The 22652-nt window shown below is 73.8% G+C and carries 24 protein-coding genes; 14 read left to right on the top strand and 10 right to left on the bottom strand.

Annotated features, from left to right (window positions below; genetic code table 11):
• The first annotated feature begins 21 nt into the window (after positions 1-21).
• On the top strand, positions 22-927 hold the full coding sequence (locus tag OG309_RS06090; RefSeq protein WP_329418776.1) for a Gfo/Idh/MocA family protein: 906 nt from the start codon (positions 22-24) through the stop codon (positions 925-927).
• On the opposite strand, the gene lnt is transcribed toward OG309_RS06090, so the two are convergent.
• Both lnt and OG309_RS06080 read right to left on the bottom strand, forming a co-directional pair.
• Entirely contained in the window at positions 851-2446 is a 1596-nt protein-coding gene (gene lnt, locus OG309_RS06085; RefSeq protein WP_329418775.1) for an apolipoprotein N-acyltransferase, read from the bottom strand. The two genes, OG309_RS06090 and lnt, sit on opposite strands and share 77 nt — an antisense overlap.
• Before the next feature lie 80 nt (positions 2447-2526).
• Entirely contained in the window at positions 2527-2964 is a 438-nt protein-coding gene (locus OG309_RS06080; RefSeq protein ID WP_329418774.1) for a nuclear transport factor 2 family protein, read from the bottom strand.
• Positions 2965-3046: 82 nt separating this feature from the next.
• Between OG309_RS06080 and OG309_RS06075 the strand changes: the two genes are divergently transcribed.
• Positions 3047-3640, top strand: coding sequence for a flavin reductase family protein (locus OG309_RS06075; protein WP_329418772.1), 594 nt, complete (start codon positions 3047-3049; stop codon positions 3638-3640).
• A gap of 81 nt (positions 3641-3721) precedes the next feature.
• Here the strand turns inward: OG309_RS06075 and OG309_RS06070 are convergent, their stop codons facing one another.
• On the bottom strand, positions 3722-4594 hold the full coding sequence (locus tag OG309_RS06070; protein ID WP_329418771.1) for an undecaprenyl-diphosphate phosphatase: 873 nt from the start codon (positions 4592-4594) through the stop codon (positions 3722-3724).
• Between the two features lie 113 nt (positions 4595-4707).
• Complete coding sequence (locus tag OG309_RS06065) at positions 4708-5169, bottom strand: winged helix-turn-helix transcriptional regulator (protein WP_329418770.1); 462 nt, start codon at positions 5167-5169, stop codon at positions 4708-4710.
• Positions 5170-5282: 113 nt separating this feature from the next.
• Here OG309_RS06065 and OG309_RS06060 point away from each other — a divergent pair, with 113 nt between their 5' ends.
• Positions 5283-6452 (top strand): thiolase family protein, encoded by a 1170-nt coding sequence (locus OG309_RS06060; RefSeq protein WP_329418769.1) that lies wholly within the window; start codon positions 5283-5285, stop codon positions 6450-6452.
• A gap of 65 nt (positions 6453-6517) precedes the next feature.
• Here OG309_RS06060 and OG309_RS06055 read toward each other — a convergent pair whose 3' ends face one another.
• The gene (locus tag OG309_RS06055) at positions 6518-7249 is read right to left on the bottom strand and encodes a TVP38/TMEM64 family protein (RefSeq protein WP_329418767.1); all 732 of its coding nucleotides are present in this window, start codon (positions 7247-7249) and stop codon (positions 6518-6520) included.
• Positions 7250-7336: 87 nt separating this feature from the next.
• Here OG309_RS06055 and OG309_RS06050 point away from each other — a divergent pair, with 87 nt between their 5' ends.
• The 3 genes from OG309_RS06050 to OG309_RS06040 all read left to right on the top strand — a co-directional run bounded on the left by OG309_RS06050 (position 7337) and on the right by OG309_RS06040 (position 10504).
• Entirely contained in the window at positions 7337-8047 is a 711-nt protein-coding gene (locus OG309_RS06050) for a DNA alkylation repair protein (RefSeq protein ID WP_329418765.1), read from the top strand.
• Between the two features lie 251 nt (positions 8048-8298).
• On the top strand, positions 8299-9477 hold the full coding sequence (gene tuf, locus OG309_RS06045; protein WP_329418763.1) for an elongation factor Tu: 1179 nt from the start codon (positions 8299-8301) through the stop codon (positions 9475-9477).
• Between the two features lie 181 nt (positions 9478-9658).
• Positions 9659-10504 carry a spermidine synthase gene (locus OG309_RS06040; RefSeq protein ID WP_329418761.1) on the top strand — a complete coding sequence of 282 codons (846 nt, stop codon included), beginning with the start codon at positions 9659-9661 and terminating at the stop codon, positions 10502-10504.
• Here the strand turns inward: OG309_RS06040 and OG309_RS06035 are convergent.
• Together OG309_RS06035 and OG309_RS06030 are read right to left on the bottom strand one after the other, a co-directional pair.
• Positions 10466-11776 (bottom strand): MFS transporter, encoded by a 1311-nt coding sequence (locus tag OG309_RS06035; protein WP_329418760.1) that lies wholly within the window; start codon positions 11774-11776, stop codon positions 10466-10468. The two genes, OG309_RS06040 and OG309_RS06035, sit on opposite strands and share 39 nt — an antisense overlap.
• Before the next feature lie 11 nt (positions 11777-11787).
• The gene (locus OG309_RS06030; protein WP_329418759.1) at positions 11788-12882 is read right to left on the bottom strand and encodes a hypothetical protein; all 1095 of its coding nucleotides are present in this window, start codon (positions 12880-12882) and stop codon (positions 11788-11790) included.
• 109 nt (positions 12883-12991) lie between these two features.
• On the opposite strand from OG309_RS06030, the gene OG309_RS06025 reads away from it, so the two are divergent.
• From OG309_RS06025 to OG309_RS06010, 4 genes are all read left to right on the top strand, one after another.
• Positions 12992-13429: a DUF4442 domain-containing protein gene (locus OG309_RS06025; protein ID WP_329428172.1), complete on the top strand. Its 438-nt coding sequence runs from the start codon at positions 12992-12994 to the stop codon at positions 13427-13429.
• Between the two features lie 161 nt (positions 13430-13590).
• Entirely contained in the window at positions 13591-16134 is a 2544-nt protein-coding gene (locus OG309_RS06020; protein WP_329418758.1) for a glycoside hydrolase family 3 C-terminal domain-containing protein, read from the top strand.
• A gap of 48 nt (positions 16135-16182) precedes the next feature.
• The gene (locus OG309_RS06015) at positions 16183-16845 is read left to right on the top strand and encodes a DedA family protein (protein WP_329418757.1); all 663 of its coding nucleotides are present in this window, start codon (positions 16183-16185) and stop codon (positions 16843-16845) included.
• A 152-nt stretch (positions 16846-16997) separates the two neighbouring features.
• Positions 16998-17738 (top strand): hypothetical protein, encoded by a 741-nt coding sequence (locus tag OG309_RS06010; RefSeq protein ID WP_329418755.1) that lies wholly within the window; start codon positions 16998-17000, stop codon positions 17736-17738.
• Between the two features lie 39 nt (positions 17739-17777).
• Here the strand turns inward: OG309_RS06010 and OG309_RS06005 are convergent, their stop codons facing one another.
• Complete coding sequence (locus OG309_RS06005) at positions 17778-18305, bottom strand: gamma carbonic anhydrase family protein (protein ID WP_329418754.1); 528 nt, start codon at positions 18303-18305, stop codon at positions 17778-17780.
• A 122-nt stretch (positions 18306-18427) separates the two neighbouring features.
• Between OG309_RS06005 and OG309_RS06000 the strand changes: the two genes are divergently transcribed.
• Positions 18428-19195, top strand: coding sequence for an acyltransferase (locus tag OG309_RS06000; protein ID WP_329418753.1), 768 nt, complete (start codon positions 18428-18430; stop codon positions 19193-19195).
• Positions 19196-19232: 37 nt separating this feature from the next.
• Here OG309_RS06000 and OG309_RS05995 read toward each other — a convergent pair whose 3' ends face one another.
• On the bottom strand, positions 19233-20102 hold the full coding sequence (locus OG309_RS05995; RefSeq protein WP_329428170.1) for a DMT family transporter: 870 nt from the start codon (positions 20100-20102) through the stop codon (positions 19233-19235).
• Between the two features lie 104 nt (positions 20103-20206).
• Here OG309_RS05995 and OG309_RS05990 point away from each other — a divergent pair, with 104 nt between their 5' ends.
• The gene (locus OG309_RS05990; RefSeq protein WP_329418752.1) at positions 20207-20779 is read left to right on the top strand and encodes a helix-turn-helix domain-containing protein; all 573 of its coding nucleotides are present in this window, start codon (positions 20207-20209) and stop codon (positions 20777-20779) included.
• A gap of 61 nt (positions 20780-20840) precedes the next feature.
• A complete protein-coding gene (locus tag OG309_RS05985; RefSeq protein WP_329418750.1) occupies positions 20841-21401 on the top strand; it encodes a YbaK/EbsC family protein in 561 nt (186 codons plus the stop codon).
• Between the two features lie 97 nt (positions 21402-21498).
• Here the strand turns inward: OG309_RS05985 and OG309_RS05980 are convergent, their stop codons facing one another.
• The gene (locus OG309_RS05980) at positions 21499-21906 is read right to left on the bottom strand and encodes a CoA-binding protein (protein ID WP_329418749.1); all 408 of its coding nucleotides are present in this window, start codon (positions 21904-21906) and stop codon (positions 21499-21501) included.
• Between the two features lie 98 nt (positions 21907-22004).
• Here OG309_RS05980 and OG309_RS05975 point away from each other — a divergent pair, with 98 nt between their 5' ends.
• Complete coding sequence (locus tag OG309_RS05975; RefSeq protein WP_329418747.1) at positions 22005-22631, top strand: YigZ family protein; 627 nt, start codon at positions 22005-22007, stop codon at positions 22629-22631.
• Positions 22632-22652: the final 21 nt, after the last annotated feature.

Raw genomic sequence — 22652 nt, 5'->3', positions numbered from 1 at the left:
ACACAGCGACAAGGAGCACCCGTGAAGGTTGGCTGCATCGGACTCGGCGACATCGCGCAGAAGGCCTATCTGCCCGTCCTGTCCGCCCTTCCCGGGGTCGAACTCCACCTGCAGACCCGGACCCCCGCCACTCTCGAACGGGTCGCCGACGGCTACCACCTGCCCGCCGAGCGCCGGCACACCGACCTCGACTCGCTCCTCTCCGTCGGCCTCGACGCCGCCTTCGTGCACGCCTCGACCGCCGTGCACGCCGAGCTCGTCACCCGCCTCCTGGAAGCCGGGGTGCCGACGTACGTCGACAAGCCCCTCGCCTACGAGTACGCCGACTCCGAACGGCTCGTCGAGCTCGCCGAGAAGCAGGCCGTCAGCCTCGCCGTCGGCTTCAACCGCAGGCTCGCCCCCGGCTACGCCCAGTGCGTGGAGCACCCGCGCGAGCTGATCCTGCTCCAGAAGAACCGCATCGGACTGCCCGAGGACCCGCGCACGTTCGTCCTCGACGACTTCATCCACGTCGTCGACACCCTGCGCTTCCTGGTGCCCGGCGTGATCGACCACGTCGACGTGCGCGCCCGCGTCCGCGACGGGCTCATGCACCACGTCGTGCTCCAGCTGTCCGGCGACGGCTTCACCGCCATCGGCATGATGAACCGTCTGAACGGCTCCACCGAGGAGGTCCTGGAGGTGTCCGGGCAGGACTCCAAGCGCCAGGTCCTCAACCTCTCCGAGATCGTCGACCACAAGGGGCAGCCGACCGTGCGCCGCCGCGGCGACTGGGTGCCGGTGGCCCGCCAGCGCGGCATCGAGCAGGCGGTCCTGGGCTTCCTCGACTCCGTGCGCGAAGGACGGCTGCTCAGCGCACGGGACGCCCTGCTGACCCACGAGCTCTGCGAGCGGGTGGTACGGGAGTCCCTCGCCCAGGCCTCCTGAGCGTCCGTGCCCCCTCGGCCGCGCACAGCGCGCCGATCACCAGGATCGCGGCGTACACCGGCCAGTCGCCGAAGCGGTCGTAGACCGTGACCGTGTCCGCGAGGGGGAGCGTGTACACCGCGGCGGCGCTGCGGTCGGTGCCGAGCCCGGTGCCGGTCCGCCGCCCGTCGGGGGCGTACGCGGCGCTGATCCCGGTGAGCGTCGCGTGCACCACCGGACGCCCCGACTCCGCGGCCCGCAGCGCCGCCAGCGAGGCGTGCTGCGCGGGCGCCCAGGTGTCCTGGAAGGTGGAGGTCGCCGACTGCACGACGACCACGTCCGCGCCGTCCCTGACCAGGCGCCGGCTCATGTCGGGGAAGGCGGACTCGAAGCAGACCAGCGGCCCGATCCGCAGCGGCCGGCCGCCCTCGCGCGGGGCGGGGAGGGGCATCACGACCGGCTGGGTGCCCCGTCTGCGGTCCTCGCCCGCGGCCCCCTTGCCGACGGAGGTGGCCCAGCCGAGCAGGGCGCGCGCCGGGACGTACTCGCCGAAGGGCACGAGGCGCATCTTGTCGTAGCGCTCGCCCGTCGGCCCGCCCGGACCGATCAGGATCGCGCTCTTGTAGATGCCCGGCCGGTCGGAGCGGCGCGCGTCCACGTTCACCAGGAGCGGCGCGCCGACGGTCCGGGACAGCGCGGTGAGCCGGGCCGTGAGGTCCGGCCGGGCCCCCAGGTCCGCGCCGACGCTGCTCTCGCCCCACACGACCAGGTCCGGCCGCTGCCCGGCGAGCGTCCTGGTCAGCTCCTCGGCGCGGCCGAAGCGCCGGTCCGCGCCGCCCGGCCCGTCGAACACGCCCGGCTGGACCACCGCGATCCGCACGGTGCCGGTGGTGCGGGGCGGGCTCGTGCCCCACCAGGCCAGCCCCAGGACGAGCGCGCAGCCCACCAGCCCCACGAGAGCGGTACGACGCACCGGCCGCACCGCCATGAGCAGGGTGAGGGCCGTGTTCACCGCCACCACGAGCAGGCTCACCAGCCAGACCCCGCCGAGCGAGGCGAGCCGCAGCGCGGGCGGCACCTGCCACTGGGCGGCCCCGAGCAGCCCCCACGGCCCGCCCAGGCCCTCCCAGGAACGGACCAGCTCGACGAGGAGCCAGCCGGAGGGGACGGCGACCAGGGCGGCGGCGGCCCGCGCGCCGGACGGCTCGCCGCCCAGCATCGCCCGGACCAGCCAGCCCCACGGCAGCCACAACAGGCCCAGGAGCGCGGCCAGGACGAGCAGGAAGACGTGCAGGCTCGGCAGCAGCCACTGGTGCACGCCCAGCATGAAGCCGATGCCGCCGCACCAGCCGTCCAGACCGGCCCGGCGCGCGCTCGGCGCCGTACGGATCAGCAGCATCCAGGGGACGAGGGCGAGGTACGCGCACCACCACAGCGACGGCGCGGGGAACGCGAGCGCGGGCAGGGCGCCCAGGAGCACGGCGAGCGCGGACCGGCCGAGCCCGGACCGGGGCCCCTGGCCCGCGAACGGATTGCGCATGCCGTGCCTCCCGGTGTCGCTCCCTCGGACTTCGTCCGGGGGCACCCCCACCAGTGTGCGCGCGGCCCGGCCGCCGGACCTCACACGCGGCGCCACTTCTCCTCGACGACGACCGAACGCAGCAACCAGCCGCCGCCCGTGCGGCGCAGCGTGAACGTGTAGCGCCCGCCGCACACGAAGTCCTCGCCCGACTCGAAGCGCATGGGGTTCAGATAGTCGGCGCGCACCGTCGCGGTGTCGCCCGGGTAGCCCCCCAGGTCCTGGATGCGCACCCGCCGGTTGACGATGAGGTGCTGGCGCACCGGGAACAGGAGCATCGTCTCCGCGAGCCAGTCGGCGACCTCGGCGGCCGGGCCCTCGATCCCCCCGGAACCGCTGTAGTCGGCACGCCCGTCCGGAGTGAACAGCGCGCGGTACGCCGCCCAGTCGGAGTCGTCCACGGCCACCGCGTAGCCGGTGATCAGGTCGTCGATGGCGAGCCGGTCCATCACGGTCGCGAGGTCCACGCGCTGCGTCATCGGTTCAGTGTCGGGCAGAGCGGGCCAGGGGCCAAGGGGCGTGCGGTCGGGGCTTGGTACGAGAACCGTCATACTTTCAGCCATGCGCATGAACATCGATCCCGAGCGGACCGACCGGAACTCCTTCTACCGGCTGCTCACCGCCACCGTCGTGCCCCGGCCCATCGCCTGGGTGTCGACGACCGCCGCCGACGGGACGGACAACCTCGCCCCGCACTCCTTCTTCACCATCTCCTCGGTGGTGCCGCCCGTCGTGCAGTTCACCTCGGTGGGCCGCAAGGACTCGCTGCGCAACGTGGAGGAGACGGGGCAGTTCGTCGTGAACCTCGCCCCCGAGGGGCTCTTCGGCGCGGTCAACGCGACGGCGACGGACTTCCCGCGCGGGACGAGCGAGTTCGACGCGTGCGACGTCGAGCGCGAGCCGAGCCTGCGGGTGCGGCCGCCGCGGGTCGCCCAGTCGCCGGTGGCGCTGGAGTGCGAGCTGCACAGCACGCTGCGGATCGGTGACTCGACGGTGGTCTTCGGGCGGGTGGTGCACGCGGCGGTGGACGAGTCGGTGCTCGTCGACGGGCACCCGGAGATGACGCTGATGCGGCCGCTCGCCCGGCTCGGCAAGAACGAGTGGGGCACCCTCGGTGGCATCACGGAGCTGGCGCGCGTCCCGTACCAGGGCTGAGGAGCGGCGGGCGGCGGCCGGACGGTCGGTCTGGCCGCGGCCGGTGCGGGGCCGGGGTGTCCCCGGGCCCCGCACCGCGGGTCAGCCGGCGGACTCGCCCGCGTGGGGGCTGAGGACGTCCGAGCCGACCAGGAAGAACAGGAGGATGCCGAGGGCGATCCGGTAGATCACGAAGGGCATGAAGGACTTCGTGGTGATGAACTTCATGAACCAGGCGATCACCGCGTACCCGACGCCGAAGGCGATGATCGTGGCGAAGACCGTCGGGCCCCAGGAGACGTGCCCCTCGCCCGCGTCCTTCAGCTCGAACACGCCGGAGGCGAGCACGGCCGGGATGGCGAGGAGGAACGAGTAGCGGGCGGCCGCCTCGCGGGTGTAGCCCATGAACAGACCGCCGGAGATGGTGGCGCCGGAGCGGGAGACGCCCGGGATCAGGGCCATCGCCTGGCAGAAGCCGAAGATGAGGCCGTCCCGCACGCCGAGTTCCCTCAGCGACTTGCGCTCGCGGATCGCCCGGTGACGCCCGCCGATCTCGTCGCGGGCCGCGAGCCGGTCGGCGATGCCGAGCACGATGCCCATCACGATGAGCGTGGTGGCGATCAGCCGCAGATCGCGGAAGGGGCCCTCGATCTGGTCCTTGAACGTGACGCCGAGGACGCCGATCGGCAGCGAGCCGACGATGACGAGCCAGCCCATCTGCGCGTCGTGGTCGGAGCGCATCGACTTGTCGAAGAGCGAGCGGAACCACGCGGAGACGATCCGCGCGATGTCCTTGCGGAAGTAGATGAGCACGGCGGCCTCGGTGCCGATCTGGGTGATCGCCGTGAACGCCGCACCGGGGTCCTCCCAGCCGGCGAACGCGGCGGTGAGCCGCAGATGCGCGCTGGAGGAGATGGGAAGGAACTCCGTCAGCCCCTGGACGAGTCCGAGGATGAATGATTCGAACCAACTCATGGGGCCAGGGCCGTCCCGTTTGTACGCGTGCGGTCAGAAGGTCGCTGCGCAGCGTACCGCCCCAAGATGACGGGCCCGTTCGCAGGGCGGCCCGGGCCGTCCGGGGGAGCGGCTCAGCTCTCCACGGGCCCCGCGGTCGTCCATCCCGGCGCCTGCACGAGGGCCTTGAGGCTCGCGGCGTCCGCCTCGTCGCCGCAGCTCGCGCAGATCACGCGCGGGCTCAGCAGCTCGCCGCAGCTGTGCTCCAGGAGCGTCGGTCGCCGCTCCGGATTGAGGTGGCGGTCGCCCCAGGCCATCAGCGTGACGAGGACCGGCTGCAGTTCCTCGCCGGCCGGCGTCGCCCGGTACTCGTAGCGCTTGGGGCGCTCGCTGTACTCGACCTTCTCCAGGATCCCGGCCTCGACGAGCCGCTTGAGGCGGGCGGTGAGGATGTCGCGCGGTGCGCCCGTGTTGCGTGCGATCCGGTCGAAGCGGTGGACGCCGAGCGAGACCTCGCGCAGGACGAGGAGGGAGTACTTCTCACCGACGAGCGCCAGGGTGTCGGCGATGGAGCAGGGGCGGGGGGCGGCCTTCATGCGCCCAAGAGTAAGCCAGACGCACGGGTGAGGGTTTGAAAAGTGGACTCGCTGGGTTATGTTACCGACAGGTGTTGGTCCAGTTATCCAACTCACCCTCCTGGAGCCGTGTCATGCGCGACGCCGTCATCGTCGAAGCCGTCCGTACGCCGATCGGGAAGGGCAAGCCCGGCGGAGCACTCGCCGGCGTCCATCCCGTCGCCCTGCTGTCGCACACCCTGCGGGCCCTGATCGACCGCACCGGGATCGATCCCGCCCTCGTCGACGACGTCATCGGCGGCACCGTCGACCAGGTCGGCGAGCAGGCCATGAACACCACCCGCTACGCCTGGCTGGGCGCAGGCCTGCCGGAGACCGTGCCCGCCACGACCGTCGACCGGCAGTGCGGCTCCTCGCAGCAGGCCGTGCACTTCGCCGCCCAGGGCGTGCTGTCCGGCGCCTACGACATCGCGGTCGCCTGCGGCGTCGAGTCCATGAGCCGGGTCCCGATGTGGTCCAACGTGCCGCCGGGCGCCGATCCCTTCGGGCCCGGGGTCGCCGAGCGCTACCCGGAGGGCCTGGTCCCGCAGGGGATCAGCGCGGAGCTCATCGCCGCGAAGTGGTCCCTCGGCCGCGCGGCCATGGACGAGTTCGCCGCCGCCTCGCACGCGAAGGCCGCGCGGAGCTGGGCGGCCGGACTCTTCGACGCCGAGGTCGTCCCGTACGGGGAGGTGCGCCGCGACGAGTCCGTGCGGCCCGCGACCACCCCCGAGGTCCTCGCCGGGCTCCGGCCCGCCTTCCGGGACCCGGGCTTCGCGGAGCGCTTCCCGCAGATCGACTGGTCGGTCACCGCGGGCAACAGCAGCCCGGTCAACGACGGGGCGTCCGCGGTCCTCGTCATGGAGGCCGGGACCGCGCGGCGCCTCGGCCTGCGCCCGCTCGCCCGGCTGCACTCCTTCGCGGTGACCGGCTCCGACCCGCTGCTCATGCTGACCGGGGTGATCCCGGCCACCGAGAAGGTGCTGCGCCGAGCCGGTCTCGGCCTCGCCGACATCGACCTCTTCGAGATCAACGAGGCCTTCGCGAGCGTCGTCCTCGCCTGGCGGCAGGAGACCGGCGCCGACCTCGACCGGGTCAACGTCCACGGCGGCGCCATCGCCCTCGGCCACCCGCTCGGCGCGAGCGGCACCCGCCTGACCACCACCCTGGTGCACGCCCTGCGGGCGCGCGGCGGCCGGTACGGGCTCCAGGCGATGTGCGAGGCGGGCGGACTGGCCAACGCGATGATCATCGAAGCGGTGTGAGGGGTCGGATCCAGGATCCAGGATCCGACGGACGGACAGCCCGCCGGATCCAGGCCGACGGACGGTCAGGCCGACACCGACTCCAGCCGGGGCTCCGCCTCCACCGGCGCCTCCACGGGCCCGCGGAGGCGGTGCCGCTTGCGCCAGCCGACCACGGCGGCACCCGCCACCGACAGGACGATGAACCCCATCGAGATCAAGAAGGCGGGGGAGGTCGGCGAGGTGGCCTCGCTGCCCGCGACCACGTAGGCGGCCGTGTTCGGGACGGAGCCGAGGCCCGTCGCCAGGAGGAACGGCAGGTACTTCATGCGGGAGACCGCGGCGCCGTAGTTGGCCACCGCGAACGGCATCCCCGGGAAGAGCCGGATCGCCAGCATCGACCGGAACCCGTGCCGGCTCAACTGCCCGTCCGCCGCCTCCAGCCAGCGCCCGCGCACGTACGGGCGCAGGGCGTCCTGGCCCAGGGCCCTGCCCAGCGCGAACGAGATGCCCGCGCCCAGGACCGTGCCCCCGAGGGACGCGGCGAAGCCCGCCGGGGCGCCGAAGAGAGCACCCGCCGCCAGGTTCAACAGCGGCCGCGGCACGAGGGCCGCCGTGCACACCCCGTACAGCAGGCCGAAGACCACGACCGCGCCCGCGCCGCTCAACTGGGGCGGCCAGCCGGCCGAGAGCAGCCGCTGCGGCTCGAAGAGCAGCACCGACGACCCCGCGGCGAGCAGGATCACGGCGAGATACGCCAGCCGGGCCTTGGGCGCGAGCAGCACCCCGGAGCGGCGGACGGACACGGGCTCGAACATCCGGGGAGAGTAACCGAAGACCGCATGTGATCGCCGTAATGAGCGCCATGCACGGCGCCGCCCCAGAGCCCGCCCTACAGTGGGGCGGTGACCTCCGCCGCCACCCCCGCCGTACCCGACAGCGCCCTCGCCGACACCCTCCTCACCCGGCTCACGGAGGTCTACCCCACGGGCGGCGACCCCTTCCGCGCGCAGGAGATGATCGCGTACATGAAGGGCGTCGCGCCCTTCCTCGGACTGCGGACCCCGGAGCGCCGCGCCCTGTCCCGCACCGTCCTGGCCGGCACCCCCGTCCCCGACGAGGCCGACTGCGCCGCCGTCGCCCTGCGCTGCTTCGCCCTGCCCGAGCGGGAGTACCACTACTTCGCCGTCGACTACCTGCGCCGCCACGTGAAGCGCTGCTCGTCCGGCTTCCTGCCGGTCGCCCACGCCCTCGTGACCACCGTCTCCTGGTGGGACACCGTCGACCACCTCGCCGCCCACGTCGTCGGCCCGCTCGTCGCCGCCGACCCCGCGCTCGCGGCCCGCATGGACGCCTGGGTCACCGACGACGACCTGTGGGTGGCGCGCACCGCGATCCTGCACCAGCTGCGCTTCAAGGACGCCACCGACACCGAGCGCCTCTTCTCCTACTGCCTGCTCCGCTCCGGCCACCCGGACTTCTTCATCCGCAAGGCGATCGGCTGGAGCCTGCGCGAGTACGCCAAGACCGATCCGGCCGAGGTGCGCGCCTTCGTCGCCGAGCACACCTCCCGGCTCTCCCCGCTCTCCGTGCGCGAGGCCCTCAAGAACCTCTGAGCCCGCCGAAATTCGGTCGACCCGGACGCGCCGGGCGGCCATGATCGTGGGCATGTCCCGGTACGCCTTCCTCGCAGCGCCGTCCGCAGTCGCGGACGCGCCGAAGGCTGCCGTGTGCGTCTGTGCGCCGACGCTCGGCGGCGACCGAAGCTGACCCTCCCCGGATCGTCCGGCGGACCCCACAGGGGGAGGGTCGGTCCGGCCCCGGGGTCCCCACACACGCGTCGAGCACCGAAACGAGCGATCCAGCCATGCCCAAGCAGGCTTACGCGCGCACCAAGCCCCACCTCAACATCGGCACCATGGGCCACGTCGACCACGGCAAGACCACCCTGACCGCCGCCCTCACCAAGGTCCTCAGCGAGCGGGCCACCGACGGCCCCACCGCGTACGTCCCCTTCGAGCGGATCGACCGCGCCCCCGAGGAGGCGCGCCGCGGCATCACGATCAACGTGGCGCACGTCGAGTACGAGACCGAGACCCGCCACTACGCCCACGTCGACATGCCCGGGCACGCCGACTACATCAAGAACATGGTCACGGGCGCGGCCCAGCTCGACGGGGCGATCCTCGTCGTCTCCGCGCTCGACGGGATCATGCCGCAGACCGCCGAGCACGTCCTGCTCGCCCGGCAGGTCGGCGTCGACCACATCGTCGTCGCGCTCAACAAGGCCGACGGTGCGGACGACGAGCTGACCGACCTGGTCGAGCTGGAGGTGCGGGAGCTCCTGACCGCGCACGGCTACGGCGGCGACGGCGTACCCGTGATCCGGGTCTCCGGCCTGCGGGCCCTGGAGGGCGACCCACGCTGGACCGCCTCCATCGAGGCCCTGCTCGACGCCGTGGACACCTACGTGCCGGTACCGGTGCGGTACGTGGACGCGCCGTTCCTGCTGCCGGTCGAGAACGTGCTCACCATCACCGGCCGCGGCACCGTCGTGACCGGCGCCGTGGAGCGCGGCAGCGTCCGGGTCGGCGACCGCGTCCAGGTGCCCGGCACGGAGACCGAGACCGTGGTCACCGGCGTCGAGACCTTCGGCAAGCCGATGGAGTCGGCGCAGGCGGGCGACAACGTGGCGCTCCTGCTGCGCGGCGTGCCGCGCGGTGCGGTGCGACGCGGCCATGTGGTGGCCGCGCCCGGCAGTCTCGTGCCACGCCGCCGCTTCACGGCGCGGGTGTACGTGCTCGCCGCCGGCGAAGGCGGCCGCAGCACGCCCGTCACGACCGGCTACCGGCCGCAGTTCTACCTGCGCACGGCCGATGTCGTCGGCGCCGTCGACCTCGGCGGGCGCGCCGTCGCCCGGCCCGGCGAGACGGTCACCATGACCGTTGAGCTCGGCCGTGACACGCCCCTGGAGCCGGGGCTCGGCTTCGCGATCCGCGAGGGCGGACGGACGGTCGGCGCGGGAACGGTGACCGAGGTGCTGTGAGCGGCGGGCACCGCCCGCCGCCCTCCACCGACCGCGACCCTCCACCGGCGGTGCCTCGGGCCCGCGTTCCGCTCCCGCGGGACGCGGGCCTCCCGGCGTGCGCCGGCCCCCGGCCACGGCCCACGCGGCGAGCTCCCCGCCCGCGCGCGGGCCGGTGTGGCCGTACCGGCACAATGAGGGCGTGAACGAGCAGATTCCCGTGATCCGAGACGTCGACTGGGGCACCGCGCGCCTCATGCCCGACGTGGACACCGAGCGGGGCTGGCTGCTCACGGTCGACGGCGCGCCCCAGTCGTACGTCGACCTCGACGACCCGGCGCACCTGGAGTTCGAGTACGCGCAGCGGCTCGCCCACGTCGTGGACCACGCCGCCGAGGAGGGCGCCCCGCTCGACGTGCTGCACCTGGGCGGCGGGGCCCTCACCCTGCCCCGGTACGTCGCCGCCACCCGGCCCGGCTCCCGGCAGGACGTCGCCGAGGCGGACCGGGGGCTGCTCGCGCTGGTGGCCGAGCACCTGCCGCTGCCCGAGGGATCGGGGATCGCCGTGCACGGGGCGGACGCCCGGGAGTGGCTGGAGGCCGCCCCGGACGCCTCGGCGGACCTGCTGGTCGCGGACGTGTTCGGCGGCTCGCGGGTGCCCGCCCACCTGACGTCCGTGGAGTACGCCCGGCAGGCCCGGCGGGTGCTGCGGCCCGGCGGGACCTACGCGGCGAACCTCGCGGACGGGGCGCCGTTCCCGTTCCTCCGCTCCCAGCTGGCCACGTTCGCGGCCGTCTTCCCCGAGCTCGCGCTGATCGCCGAACCGGCGGTGCTGCGCGGCCGGCGCTTCGGCAACGCGGTGCTCGTCGCCTCCGACCGCCCGATCGACACCGCGCGCCTGGCCCGGCGCACCGCGGCCGACGCCTTCCCGGCGCGCGTGGAGTGGGGCGAGCCGCTGGCCCGCCTCACCGGCGACGCGCGACCGGTGCGGGACGCGGAGGCCGTACCGTCACCCGTTCCCCCGGAGGGAGCCTTCGGGATCGGCTGAGACCCCAGCGGCCTTCGGCTCGTCCCGGGGGTCCTGCGCGTCCGCCCCCTCCGGCGTCGCGCCCGACACCCGCTTCGTACGCCGGGTCAGATGGCGTACGTCGGGCACGAGCAGCACCAGGGCGGTGACCACCACGATCAGCGCGGCCGAGCCCCACAGGGCGTTGCCGCGGCCGAAGACGCCCTCGGCCGGTCCGGCCAGCGCGGTGGAGAGCGGCAGCATCGCCGTCGAGCCGAACCAGTCGTAGGCGGAGACCCGGGACAGCTTGTCCTCCGGGATCTCCTGGTGCAGCGCCGTCATCCAGGAGACGCCGAACACCTCGATGGCCACGCCGCTGACGAACATCGCGGCCGACAGGCCGACCACGTCCAGCGGCACCGCGAGCGCCGCCGACGGCAGCGCGATGGGGAAGACGCAGACGGTGCCCACGAGCAGCATCCGGCGCGGTTTCCAGCGGATCATCAGGAGCGCGCCGGCCAGCGTGCCCACGCCGAACGCGGCGAGCGCGAGCCCCCACGGCCGGGCGCCGCCCAGCTCGTCCCGGGCGACCAGCGGCCCGTACACCGACTCGGCCGCGCCGACCAGCGCCACCACGATGGAGAACTGGGCGACGATCGCCCAGAGCCAGGGGCGGCTCGCGAACTCGTCCCAGCCCTCGCGCAGGTCGGCGAGGAGTCCGCCGCCCGCGGCGCGCTCGGGGATGTGCCGTACGTCGAGGAAGGCGCGCAGCGCCCCGGCGAGGGCGAAGGCGACCGCGTCGACGGCGAGCACCCAGCCGGGGCCGACGGCGGCGATCAGCGCGCCGCCGAGCGCGGCCCCGCCGATGCCGGCGCCGTGCATCGCCATCCGGAAGAGGGCGAAGGCGCGGCTGACCTGCTCGCCGCTGACGCTGGACATCAGCATGCCCTCGGCGGCGGGGTTGAAGAAGGCCTGTCCGGTGCCGCACAGGGCGGTCAGCAGCATCATGTGCCACAGCCGGGCCTCGCCGGTGAGGACGAGGACGGCGAACACGGCCTGGGAGACGCAGTTGAGGGCGTTGGCGGCGACCATCACCCGGTGCCGGGGGACCCGGTCGGCGACGGCGCCGCCGATGAGCAGGAAGAGCACCAGGGGCAGCGTGCGGGCCATCGCCACCAGGCCGACGTCGCCGCCGTCGCCGCCGGACTGGATGACGGCGAACGCCGCCGCGATCAGGGCGCCGTGGGTGCCCAGGTTGGTGATGATCGCGGCGGCGGTCAGCAGCAGGTAGTTCCGCCCGGCCCAGCCGGGCATGCGGGCGCGGTTCAGGACGACTCCGGGGACTCCGGGGCGAGGCGGACCGTGGAGAGGATCTGCTGCGCGGTGGCGTTCGGCAGCTCTTCCTTCACGCCCGCGGCGGCGTACAGCACGAAGGAGGAGAAGTCGCCCTTGGCGTTCTTGAAGGAGAAGGCGAGCGACTTGCCGTCCGACTCGCACTTGTTGCGCTTCTTGATGCCGGGGGCGGTGGCGGTCGACATGCTGCCCTTGAGGCCGGACTTCGTGGTGTACGGAACGGCCTTGGTGATCTTGATGGTGCCCTTGGGCATGTGCTGGGCGTAGCCGGCCCACACCCAGTTGCCGGCCTCGTTGTAGGCGGCCTCGTCGGTGTTCTTGGCGCCCTGGCCGCCCTTGGTGCCGGCGGAGCTCAGGCCCCAGGTCTCCTCGCTGCCGTTCTTGTCGGTGTCGTAGGCGCACCAGTTGCTCTTGAAGTGCGCGGGCGAGGACATGGTGACGACGGGGGAGCCGTCGCCCTTCTTCTCGTCCTCGAAGTACGTGATCATGCCCTGCTTCGACACCTCCCACTGGGGCGGTACGTCGAACAGCGTGCCGTACTTGGGGTTGTAGACGACCTTCCAGCCCGGGATCACGGGCTGGTGGTCGGCGCCGTCGCGCGGGTTGTCGAGCGGCGGGGCCGAGGAGGTGGAGGGCGCCGAGGTGGCCGTCCGGACCGGCTTCGGGTCGTCCGCCTGGTTCTTCTTGTCGTCGTCCTTGCCGAGCACGAGGTAGCCGGCGACGCCGGCCGCGGCGAGCACGGCGACGGCGGCGACGATCGCCACGAGGGTGGTCTGCTTCTTCTTGCCGCCGTCCCCGCCGCCCGACTGGACCGGGCCCGGCACCGTGTACTGCGGCACGGTCGGCTGCTGGTACGGGTTGGCCTGCGGCTGCTGCCCGTACGGCGGGTTCTGCTGCCCGTAACCGGGCTGCGTCGGCTGCTGTCCGTACGGGCTGGGCTGCTGGTACCCCGGCTGGGCATAGGGGTTCGGCTGCCCGTAGCCGGGCTGGCCCGGCTGTGCGTACGGGTTCTGGTTCTGGTCCTGCGGGTTCTGCTCGCCCCCGGGCGGCTGCTGTCCTGGCCACATGGCGAGTAACGATAGAGGTGCGGTGGTGGCCAGGCTACGGCCGCCCCCGTGCGGGGATGGCGAAGACTGCTACCCGTGGGTAACATCACGGGTCATGAGCGCAGACCAGATGACCGTCGGCGAGATGCTCGCCGCCACGGTGCCCATGGCCAGGACCCTCAACCTCGAGTTCCTGGAGACCACCGCCGAGCGCGCCGTCGTGCGCCTGCCGGACCAGGCCGACTACCACAACCACGTGGGCGGCCCGCACGCCGGCGCCATGTTCACCCTGGCCGAGTCGGCCAGCGGGGCGATCGTCCTCGCCGCCTTCGGCGACCAGCTCGGCCGCGCCGTGCCGCTCGCCGTCAAGGCCGAGATCGGCTACAAGAAGCTGGCCATGGGCGTGGTCACCGCCACCGCCACCCTCGGTCGCCCGATCGCCGAGGTCGTCGCCGCGCTCGACGCGGGGGAGCGCCCCGAGTTCCCGGTGCGCATCGACATCACGCGCGAGGACGGCGCCGTCACCGGCGAGATGACCGTCGTCTGGACGCTCCGGCCCAACTCCTGACGCCCTGCGGAGTCCTGGCGTCCCCAGGGCTCCCCGGGTCCCCCGGGGGGCCGCTCGGCCCATGGCTCCCCGGCACGGCGGCACGGAATCGGACGAACCGTCACGCATAGTGCGATCAACGCATGATCGCAGGAATCGTGCCGGTCCGAAGGAGCGCCGCCGTGCCCCACACCCCCCGTCAGGAACAGGACGAGACCGCCTCCGCCCCGGCACCCCGCCACCTCTCCCGGCGCCGGCTCCTGCTCGCCCTCGCCGGAGCGGCGGCCCTGTCCGCCGTCGCGGCCGGCGCGGGCCGCGCCCTCGCCGCACCGCCCCCGCCGGGCGCGCGGACCGGGCGCCCGGTGCCCGCGCGGCTCAGCGAGCGCGTCCGCACCCTCGTCGCACAGCTCACCCTCGACGAGAAGACCACCCTCCTGCACGGCGCCACCGACCCCGCGGGCCTCGGCCAGGCCGGCTACGTGCCCGGCGTCCCCCGCCTCGGCATCCCGCCGCTCCGGCTCGCCGACGGACCCGCCGGCGTCCGGGTCGCCCGCCGCGCCACCGCGCTGCCCGCACCCGTGATGCTCGCCGCGGCCTTCGACCCGGCGCTCGCCCGCGCCTACGGGCAGGTCATCGGCCACGAGGGCCGGGCACTCGGCCAGGACGTCCTCCTGGCGCCGATGGTCAACCTCATCCGCACCCCCTACGCGGGCCGCAACTTCGAGACCTTCGCCGAGGACCCGCTGCTCTCCGCGGACCTCGTCGCCGAGGAGGTCCGCGGCATCCAGGCCGAGGACCTCGTCGCCACCGTCAAGCACCTCGCCCTCAACAACCAGGAGCGCGACCGGATGTCCGTCGACGTCCGGGCCGCCGAACAGACCCTCCACGAGACCGAACTCCGCGGCTTCGAGGCCGCCGTCGCCGCCGGGGCCGGCTCGGTCATGGCCGCGTACAACAAGATCGACGGCGTCCACGCCACCGAGAACAGCGCCCTGCTCACCGAGGTCCTGCGCGAACTCTGGGGCTTCGAGGGCTGGGTCATGAGCGACTGGGGAGCCGTCCACTCCACCGTCGCCGCCCTCACCGCCGGCTGCGACATGGAGATGCCCGGCGGCGCCTACTACGGTGCCGCCCTGCGCCGGGCCGTCGACGACGGGCGGATCGGACACGACGTCGTCGACACCGCCGTCGCCCGGTTCCTCGCCGTACGCGAGCGCTTCGGCCTCCTCGACGAGGGCGCCGACCGTCCCACGCGCGACGCCGCCGCGGGGGCCCGCCTCGCGCTCCGCGTCGCGACCGCCGGGGCCACCCTGCTGCGCAACGAGGCCGGGACGCTGCCGCTGACCGGACGGGCCGCCCGCTCGATCGCCGTCATCGGACCCACCGGCGCCGTGCCCCTCGTCAGCGGCGGCGGCAGCGCCCACGTCGTCCCCGACGGCGCCACCAGCCCGCTCGACGCCCTGCGCGCCCGCGCCGGCGACGGCGCCACCGTCACGTACGCCCTCGGCGAGGACCTCTACGGAAAGCCACTGCCGCCCACCGTGCCCTCCCGGGACCTCGACGCCGTCGACGTCGCCGCCGCCGGGACCTGGCACCACGAGGGGACCCTCACCGCCACCGAGGACGACGACTGGAGCTTCTTCGTCCACTACAGCGGCAAGCGCCCCGTGGTCACCCTCGACGGCGTCGAGCTCTTCCCCGTCAAGGCGGGCGTCGCCGAGTTCTTCGCCGGCGGACTCGGCGGGCGCGCCGCCGACGGGCTGGCCCTGCGCCGCGCCGACCGCCGCCTCGCCGCCGGCCCCCACACGCTCACCGTCACCGCGCAGGGCGGCGCCACGGGCCAGCTGTTCCGGCTGCGCGCCGCCACCGGAGCCACCCGGGCCGCCGACCGCGCCGAGGCCGTCGCCGCAGCCCGCGCCGCACGCAGCGTGGTGCTCTTCGCCTACGAGGACGCAAGCGAGGGCCGCGACCGCACCGGACTCGCCCTGCCGGGCCGCCAGGAGGACCTGATCGCCGCGGTGAGCGCGGCCAACCCCCGCACCACCGTGGTCCTCAACACCTCCTCCGCCGTCACCATGCCGTGGCTGGACGGCACGGCGGCCGTGCTCCAGATGTACTACCCGGGCCAGGAGGGCGCCGCGGCCACCGCCGCCGTGCTCTTCGGCGACGCCGACCCGGGCGGCCGGCTCACCCAGACCTTCCCCGCCTCCGAGGACCGCCATCCCACCGCGGGCGACCCCGTCCGCTATCCCGGGAAGGACGGGATCGAGGAGTACGGGGAGGGCGTCCACGTCGGGTACCGCTGGTACGACGCCAACGACGTGACCCCGCTCTTCCCCTTCGGCCACGGCCTGTCGTACACCCGCTTCCTCTACGCCGACCTGAGCGTCGCCCCGGCCGGCGACGGCCTCGACGTCGGCTTCACCGTGATCAACACCGGCACCCGCACCGGCGTCGAGGTCGCCCAGGTCTACCTGGGCCCCTCGCCGGACCTCGCCGCCCTCGGCGTCGACCAGCCGAGCCGCCTCCTCGCCGGGTACCGGCGGCTGGAGCTCTCTCCCGGCGGGCGGCGCCGCGTCACCGTCCGGGTCGCCGCCCGCACCCTCTCCTCCTGGGACCCGGCCCGGCACGGCTGGATCCTCGGCACCGGCCGCCGCGAACTGCGGGTCGGATCGTCCTCCCGGGCCTTCCGCCTGGGGACCGAGACCCGGGTCGGCACCCCGTGACCGGGTAGGCTGCCGGGGTTCGGTCGGCGATACGGGAGAGGAACCCGCGTGCACGTCCAGGAGTGGCTGGAGACGATCCCCGCGGTCGCCGTCTACGCGCTGGTCGGGGTGGTGATCGGGGTCGAGAGCCTGGGCATCCCGCTCCCCGGCGAGATCGTCCTCGTCAGCTCGGCGCTGCTCGCGTCGCAGCACGGCGAGATCGACCCCTACGTCCTCGGAGCCTGCGCCAGCGCCGGCGCCATCATCGGCGACTCGATCGGCTACGCGATCGGGCGCAAGGGCGGCCGGCCGCTGCTCGCGACGCTGGGCCGGAAGTTCCCCAAGCACTTCAGCGAGGCCAACATCGGCCTCGCGGAGCGCTCCTTCGAGAAGTGGGGCATGTGGGCGGTCTTCTTCGGCCGCTTCGTCGCCCTGCTGCGGATCTTCGCCGGGCCGCTCGCGGGCGTCCTGCGCATGCCGTACTGGAAGTTCCTCACCGCCAACGTCCTCGGCGGCATCCTCTGGGCCGGCGGCACCACCGCGGTCATCTACTCGGTGGGCATCGTCGCCGAGGCCTGGCTCAAGCGCTTCTCCTGGCTCGGCCTGGTCCTCGCGGTCCTCATCGGCCTCGCCTCGATGCTCATCCTGAAGAACCGGGCCAAGAAGGCCGCGGCCGAGGCCACCGCCCGCGCCGAGGCCACCGCAGCAGAGGCGACCGCCGCCGCGGAGTAGGCGGCGGGGGAGGGGCCGGAAAGCCCTCTCCGTACGTGAGCGGGTCGCTACCCTGAGTGGGGGGCGTTCCGCTCGGAAAGTCCGGAATCCCGGTAGCCCGGAAAGGCGGGAGACCGGAGAGTCGGAAGCCCGGAAAGTCGGAAAGGAGCGTCGTGCTCGAGAACCTCGGCCGGTACGACGGAGCGCACGGCGACCACTGCAGGTCGCACCTGTGCTGTCGCTGCCAGCAGCGCTCCTGGTCGACGCGGATCGGCGACGAGCGCCTGTGCGGGATGTGCGCCGCGTGCTGCGTGCAGTGCGGACGGGCGCCCGCGCCCCACCTCGACGGACTGGACAACGGGCTGTGCGCGGACTGCCGCGGCCTGTGCGGCCGCTGCGGCGGGCCCGTCCCGGCGGAGGGCGCCTGCCGGTGCCGCACCTGGAAGCGGGGCCCGGGCACCGACCCCATCGGCTTCGTCATGCAGGGCTTTCCCCAGCCGCTGCTCCAGGCGCTCGGCCACCGCCTCCCGCGGAACCTGCCCGACATCCTGGCCGACGAGCTCTCCCACCGGACCCCCGCCCAGCTCCTCGACCGGGTCGAACGCCGCTGGCACACCCGCTGGTCGCACGCCATCCACGAGCGCGACGAGGACAACCGGCGCCGCTGGGCCCCGCAGGAGATCGCCGAGTTCCTCGTCGGCCGCGGCCCCTGTCAGAACCCGGCCTGCGAGGACGGGCGGCTCATCCACGACGGCGGGCCCTGCGCGTACTGCAAGCCGCCGGAGCACCGCTTCGTCCCTGGTACCGCCGAGACGACCGCCACCAGCGAGTACGCGCGGCGGACCGCCGCCGACATCCGCCAGGCCCTCGTCGCGGGCCGGGCCGACCGGAAGAAGCGCCCCGGGCGGGTGTGAGGGGGGCGGGGGCCGCGCCCCCGCCGCTCACCGCGGTCCTCAGTCCTCGAAGGCCTCGGCGTGGCCCTTGGCCAGGTGCAGGTACATCTCGGCGTTCAGCCGGATGCCCGCCAGCTCCTCCTCGGTCAGCGCACGCCGCACCTTCGCCGGCACGCCCGCCACGAGCGAGCCGGGCGGCACCTCCATGCCCTGCGGGACCAGCGCCTGCGCGGCGACCAGCGAACCGGCGCCGATCCTCGCCCCGTTGAGGATCGTGGCACCCATGCCGACCAGCACGTCGTCCTCGATGACGCAGCCGTGGACGGTCGCGTTGTGGCCGATCGTCACCCGCGCGCCGACCGACACCGGGTAGCCCGGGTCGACGTGGACCGTGCAGTTGTCCTGCACGTTCGCGTCCTCGCCGATCTCGATGGGCCCGCAGTCCGCCCGCAGCACCGCGTGGTACCAGACGCTGGCCCGGGGCCCGAGGGTGACCTCGCCGAGGACCACCGAGGTCGGCGCGGTGAACGCCGTCGGGTCCACCTTCGGCTCCTTGCCGCCCACGGCCCTGATCAACGCCTCTGTCATGACTCGCTCCTGCTCGTTCGCTCCGTCGGTCGCGCCTTGCGGCGAAGCGTAGCCGCGGCCCATGACGGACATCACAGCGCACCGCACTGATCAGCCACGACGCCGCCGACTACGGTGTCCGGGTGCCCCGGAACAGAAACACGTTCTCCTCGCTCAGCGCCTGGCGGCGCCGGGTCGTCGCCCGCGCCCTGCAGGGCGGTTGGCGGCGGATCCAGCAGGCGGGCGCCGTCACCGCCGAGCACCCCGGACGGCTGCGGTTCCGCCGCATCGGCGAGGGCACCCGGCTCGCGTTCCCCCAGGGCACGGTCTTCGGCGAGCGCTGGATCGAGATCGGGGCCTGCTGCATCATCGCCGAGCAGGTCACGCTGACCGCCGGCATGCTGCCGGACCTGGACCTCGGCGAGGACACCGTGCTGACGCTCGGCGACGGCGTCGTCCTCGGCCGCGGCAGCCATGTGATCGCCGACGCGCCGATCACCATCGGCTCCGACACCTACTGCGGCCCGTACGTCTACATCACCTCGACCAACCACAGTTACGACGACCCGGACGTGCCCGTCGGACGCCAGTGGCCCCGCTCCGAGCCGGTCGTCATAGGGCCCGGCTGCTGGCTGGGCACGGGCGCGGTGATCCTGCCCGGCGCCCGCATCGGCCGCAACGTCGTGGTGGCCGCCGGCGCGGTCGTACGGGGCGAGGTGCCCGACCACGCGGTGGTCGCGGGCGCGCCCGCGAAGGTCGTCCGCTCCTACGACCCGGAGAAGGGCTGGCAGCCGCCCCTGCGCACGCCCGCCCCCCGCGCGATCCCGGCCGGCATGACGGCGGACCAACTGGCGGCGCTGGCCGCGCTCGACCCGGACGAGCTGAAGGACCTGGCCGACCTGGAGAGCTGAGGGCCCGGGCGGGGACCTGTCCTCCCCCGCCGCCGTCCTAGCCCGTCGCGAGCAGCACCGTGCCGACCAGGGCGAGGCCCGCGCCCGCCGCCTGCACCGCCCGCAGGCGCTCCTTGAGCACCCCGCGGGCCGCGAGCGCCGTCACCACCGGGTAGAGGCTGGCGAGGACCGCGGCGACGGTGACCGGACCGCGCTGCGCGGCCAGCGCGTACGTGCCGTTGGCGGCGACGTCGGCGAGGCCCACGAAGGCCAGCGCCGGGAGGACCGCCCAGACCGCCCGCAGGCCGCCGCCGCCCTCGGGCAGCGCCCGTCCGCCGCGCCGGACGGAGAGCCACAGGGCGCCGCCGCCGACGGCCACGTTGGTGACGCGCTGGACGAAGAGGGCGAGGAAGAGGCCGGTCAGGGTGGTGGACGCCTCGGCGATGAGGGCCATCACCGCGCCGAAGCCGAAGGCCGCGACGAGGGTCAGCAGCACCGCCTGCCGCTGGACCGGCGCCCCGCGCAGCTCGGGGCCGCCCGCGAGGACGACGCCGAGCACGGCCACCGCGATCCCGGCGAACTGCGCGATCCCCGGCCGGTCGCCGACGAGCAGCCCGACGGAGACCGGGACCACGACGCCGAGCGAACCGAGCGGGGAGACCACGCCCATCGGGCCGAGGGCGAGGGCCTTGTAGAAGGCGAGCATGGCCGCGGGGCCGACCACGCCGGCCGCGACCGCGTACCAGAGCAGGGGCCCGGCCTCGTGCCAGGCGCCGGTGGCGAGGACGACGGAGCCGAGGACCAGCACGGCGAGGCTCTGCGAGACCACGACGACCGTCAGGGCGGGAAAGCGCCGGGTGAGCAGTCCGCCGCCGAAGTCGGCGAGCCCCCAGAGCAGGCTGGTGGCCAGGGCGAAGACGGCCGTCAGGGCGGTCATGAGGGGTTCCTCGCAGTACAGTGCAGTGAACAATCGGGTGCATCACACGGTAGTGCAGTGTATTGAACTCTGTCATTCAAAATATTGGACGGAATGTGTCGGACCTCGACCAGCTCACGCAGTCGCTCGCCCGGAACCTGAAGCGCTGGCGCAATGAGCGCGGCTTCACCCTGGACGCGCTCGCCGCCCGGGCGGGAGTCAGCCGGGGCATGATCATCCAGATCGAGCAGGCCCGTACCAACCCCAGCGTCGGCACCACCGTGAAGCTGGCCGACGCCCTCGGCGTCTCCATCACGACGCTCCTCGACTACGAGCAGGGCCCGCAGGTCCGTCTCGTCCCGCCCGGCCAGGCCGTCCGCATGTGGTCGACCTCCACCGGCAGCCAGACCACGCTCCTGGTCGGCACCGAGGCCCGCGGCCCCCTGGAGCTGTGGTCCTACACCCTGATGCCGGGCGACGGCACCGCATCCGACCCGCACCCCGACGGCACCACCGAGCTCCTGCACGTCACGGAGGGGACGCTCACCCTCGTCGTCGAGGGCGAGGAGCACGCCCTCCCGGCCGGCACCTCCGCCGCCTTCGAGGGCAACGTGCCGCACGCCTACCGCAACGACGGCGAGCGGACCGTCCAGATGACCCTGGCGGTGTCCATCCCGCCCGTGCGCTGAGCCCCGTTCGTACCCTGAGACGCACATCCCTCCGGGTGCGCGGAGTTGTTAGCGTGCCGCCATGCGCGCACCCATCGGAGACTTCGACGACGCCCGGCCCGCCCCCGAGTGCCTGGAGCGGCTGACCGCACCGGTCGCCGCCGCCGTGCGCGCCTGGCAGGGCAGCGTCCCCGCGGACGAGATCCTCTACGTCGACACCGACCCGGCCATCGCCGACACCGCCGTCTTCGTCGAGCACCACGGGCCGGAGCTCCTCGACGCCTCCGCCAACTGCGTGATCGTCGCCGGCAAGCGGGGCGAGACGACGACCCTGGCCGCGTGCGTGGTGCGCTCGGCGACCCGGGTCGACGTCAACGGCGCCGTGCGCCGGCAGCTCGGCTCCCGCAAGGCCAGCTTCGCGCCGATGGACACCGCGACGGGCGAGACCGGCATGGAGTACGGCGGAATCACCCCCATCGGCCTGCCCGCCGTCTGGCCGGTCCTGGTCGACGCCACCGTCGTGGACCTCCCCTGGGTCCTGGTCGGCAGCGGACGCCGGCGCGGCAAGCTGCTCGTTCCGGGCAAGGCCTTCGCGGAGCTGCCCGGCGCGGTCGTCCTGGAGGGGCTCGGCCTGGAGGCCTGAGGCCCTCAGGCTCCCGGTCCCTCAGGCTCCGGGTCCCTCAGGCTCCGGGTCCCTCGGGCTCCGGGTCCCTCAGGCCTCGGGGCACGAGGCCCGGAGGTCAGCCGAGGCGCGGGATCTCGATCGCCGGGCAGCGGTCCATCACCATCTCCAGACCCGCCTCCCGGGTCCGGGTGTACGCCTCGACGTCCACGACATCGAGCTGGAACCACACCGCCTTGGCGCCGACCGCGACCGCCTGGTCCGCCACCGGGCCCGCCAGCTCGCTGTTCACGAAGACGTCCACCACGTCCACCGGGAACGGGATGTCGGCCAGCGACGCGTACCCCTGCTCCCCGTGGACCGTCTCCGCCTTCGGGTGGACCGGCACGACCCGCTTGCCGAAGCGCTGGAGCGTCCGGGCCACCCCGTAGGCGGCCCGCTCCCGGTTGTTGGACAGACCGACGACGGCCCAGGTGTCGCCGCTCTCCGTGAGGATCCTGCGGATGGTCTCCGGGCTGCCGTACATGCTCCGCCTCCTGGCGCATCGGGTCTGCTGCGTCTTCCAGAGGCTGCAACCGAGACGGCCGGGACGGTGTTCCCGGCCCGGGCGCTTAGGCTGGCGGGATGCAGGAGCAGTACCGCACGCTCGCCGGCGAGGGCGTCCACGAGTCCGAGATCAACCGATCGCGCTTCCTCTGCGCGCTCGCACCCGTCGCCACCGAGGAAGAGGCGCAGGAGTTCGTCGCGCGCATCCGCCGCGAGCACCCCACCGCCACCCACAACTGCTTCGCGTACGTCGTCGGCGCCGACGCCTCCGTCCAGAAGGCGTCCGACGACGGCGAACCCGGCGGCACCGCGGGCGTGCCCATGCTGCAGATGCTGCTGCGCCGTGAGATGCGCTACGTCGCCGCCGTGGTCACCCGCTACTACGGGGGCGTGAAGCTGGGCGCGGGCGGCCTCATCCGCGCGTACGGAGGAGTCGTCGGCGAGGCCCTGGACGAGCTCGGAACCGTCACCCGGCACCGCTACCGGCTCGCCACCGTCACCGTCGACCACCAGCGCGCGGGCAAGCTGCAGAACGACCTGCGCGCCACCGGGCGGTCCGTCCGCGAGGTGAGCTACGGGGCCGAGGTCACCATCGAGATCGGACTGCCCGACGCGGACGTGACGCAGTTCACCGCCTGGCTCGCCGACGTGACGGCGGGCAGCGCCGGGTTCGAGCTCGGGGGAGAGGCGTACGGCGATGCGTGAGCCCCGGCCGCCTGCCCCGCA

Source organism: Streptomyces sp. NBC_01268 (genome assembly GCF_036240795.1).
Taxonomy (GTDB): Bacteria; Actinomycetota; Actinomycetes; order Streptomycetales; family Streptomycetaceae; genus Streptomyces.
The sequence above is the reverse complement of the archived record's forward strand: the minus strand, read 5'-3'. Positions and strand labels throughout refer to the sequence as shown.

Bases quoted from the DNA above. Each gene is read 5' to 3' on its own strand.
- lnt (WP_329418775.1), bottom strand. From the start codon at position 2,446: ATGCGCAATCCGTTCGCGGGCCAGGGGCCCCGGTCCGGGCTCGGCCGG.
- OG309_RS06080 (WP_329418774.1), bottom strand. From the start codon at position 2,964: ATGACGCAGCGCGTGGACCTCGCGACCGTGATGGACCGGCTCGCCATC.
- OG309_RS06075 (WP_329418772.1), top strand. From the start codon at position 3,047: ATGCGCATGAACATCGATCCCGAGCGGACCGACCGGAACTCCTTCTAC.
- OG309_RS06070 (WP_329418771.1), bottom strand. From the start codon at position 4,594: ATGAGTTGGTTCGAATCATTCATCCTCGGACTCGTCCAGGGGCTGACG.
- OG309_RS06065 (WP_329418770.1), bottom strand. From the start codon at position 5,169: ATGAAGGCCGCCCCCCGCCCCTGCTCCATCGCCGACACCCTGGCGCTC.
- OG309_RS06060 (WP_329418769.1), top strand. From the start codon at position 5,283: ATGCGCGACGCCGTCATCGTCGAAGCCGTCCGTACGCCGATCGGGAAG.
- OG309_RS06055 (WP_329418767.1), bottom strand. From the start codon at position 7,249: ATGTTCGAGCCCGTGTCCGTCCGCCGCTCCGGGGTGCTGCTCGCGCCC.
- tuf (WP_329418763.1), top strand. From the start codon at position 8,299: ATGCCCAAGCAGGCTTACGCGCGCACCAAGCCCCACCTCAACATCGGC.
- OG309_RS06035 (WP_329418760.1), bottom strand. From the start codon at position 11,776: ATGCCCGGCTGGGCCGGGCGGAACTACCTGCTGCTGACCGCCGCCGCG.
- OG309_RS06030 (WP_329418759.1), bottom strand. From the start codon at position 12,882: ATGTGGCCAGGACAGCAGCCGCCCGGGGGCGAGCAGAACCCGCAGGAC.
- OG309_RS06025 (WP_329428172.1), top strand. From the start codon at position 12,992: ATGACCGTCGGCGAGATGCTCGCCGCCACGGTGCCCATGGCCAGGACC.
- OG309_RS06005 (WP_329418754.1), bottom strand. From the start codon at position 18,305: ATGACAGAGGCGTTGATCAGGGCCGTGGGCGGCAAGGAGCCGAAGGTG.
- OG309_RS05985 (WP_329418750.1), top strand. From the start codon at position 20,841: ATGCGCGCACCCATCGGAGACTTCGACGACGCCCGGCCCGCCCCCGAG.
- OG309_RS05980 (WP_329418749.1), bottom strand. From the start codon at position 21,906: ATGTACGGCAGCCCGGAGACCATCCGCAGGATCCTCACGGAGAGCGGC.
- OG309_RS05975 (WP_329418747.1), top strand. From the start codon at position 22,005: ATGCAGGAGCAGTACCGCACGCTCGCCGGCGAGGGCGTCCACGAGTCC.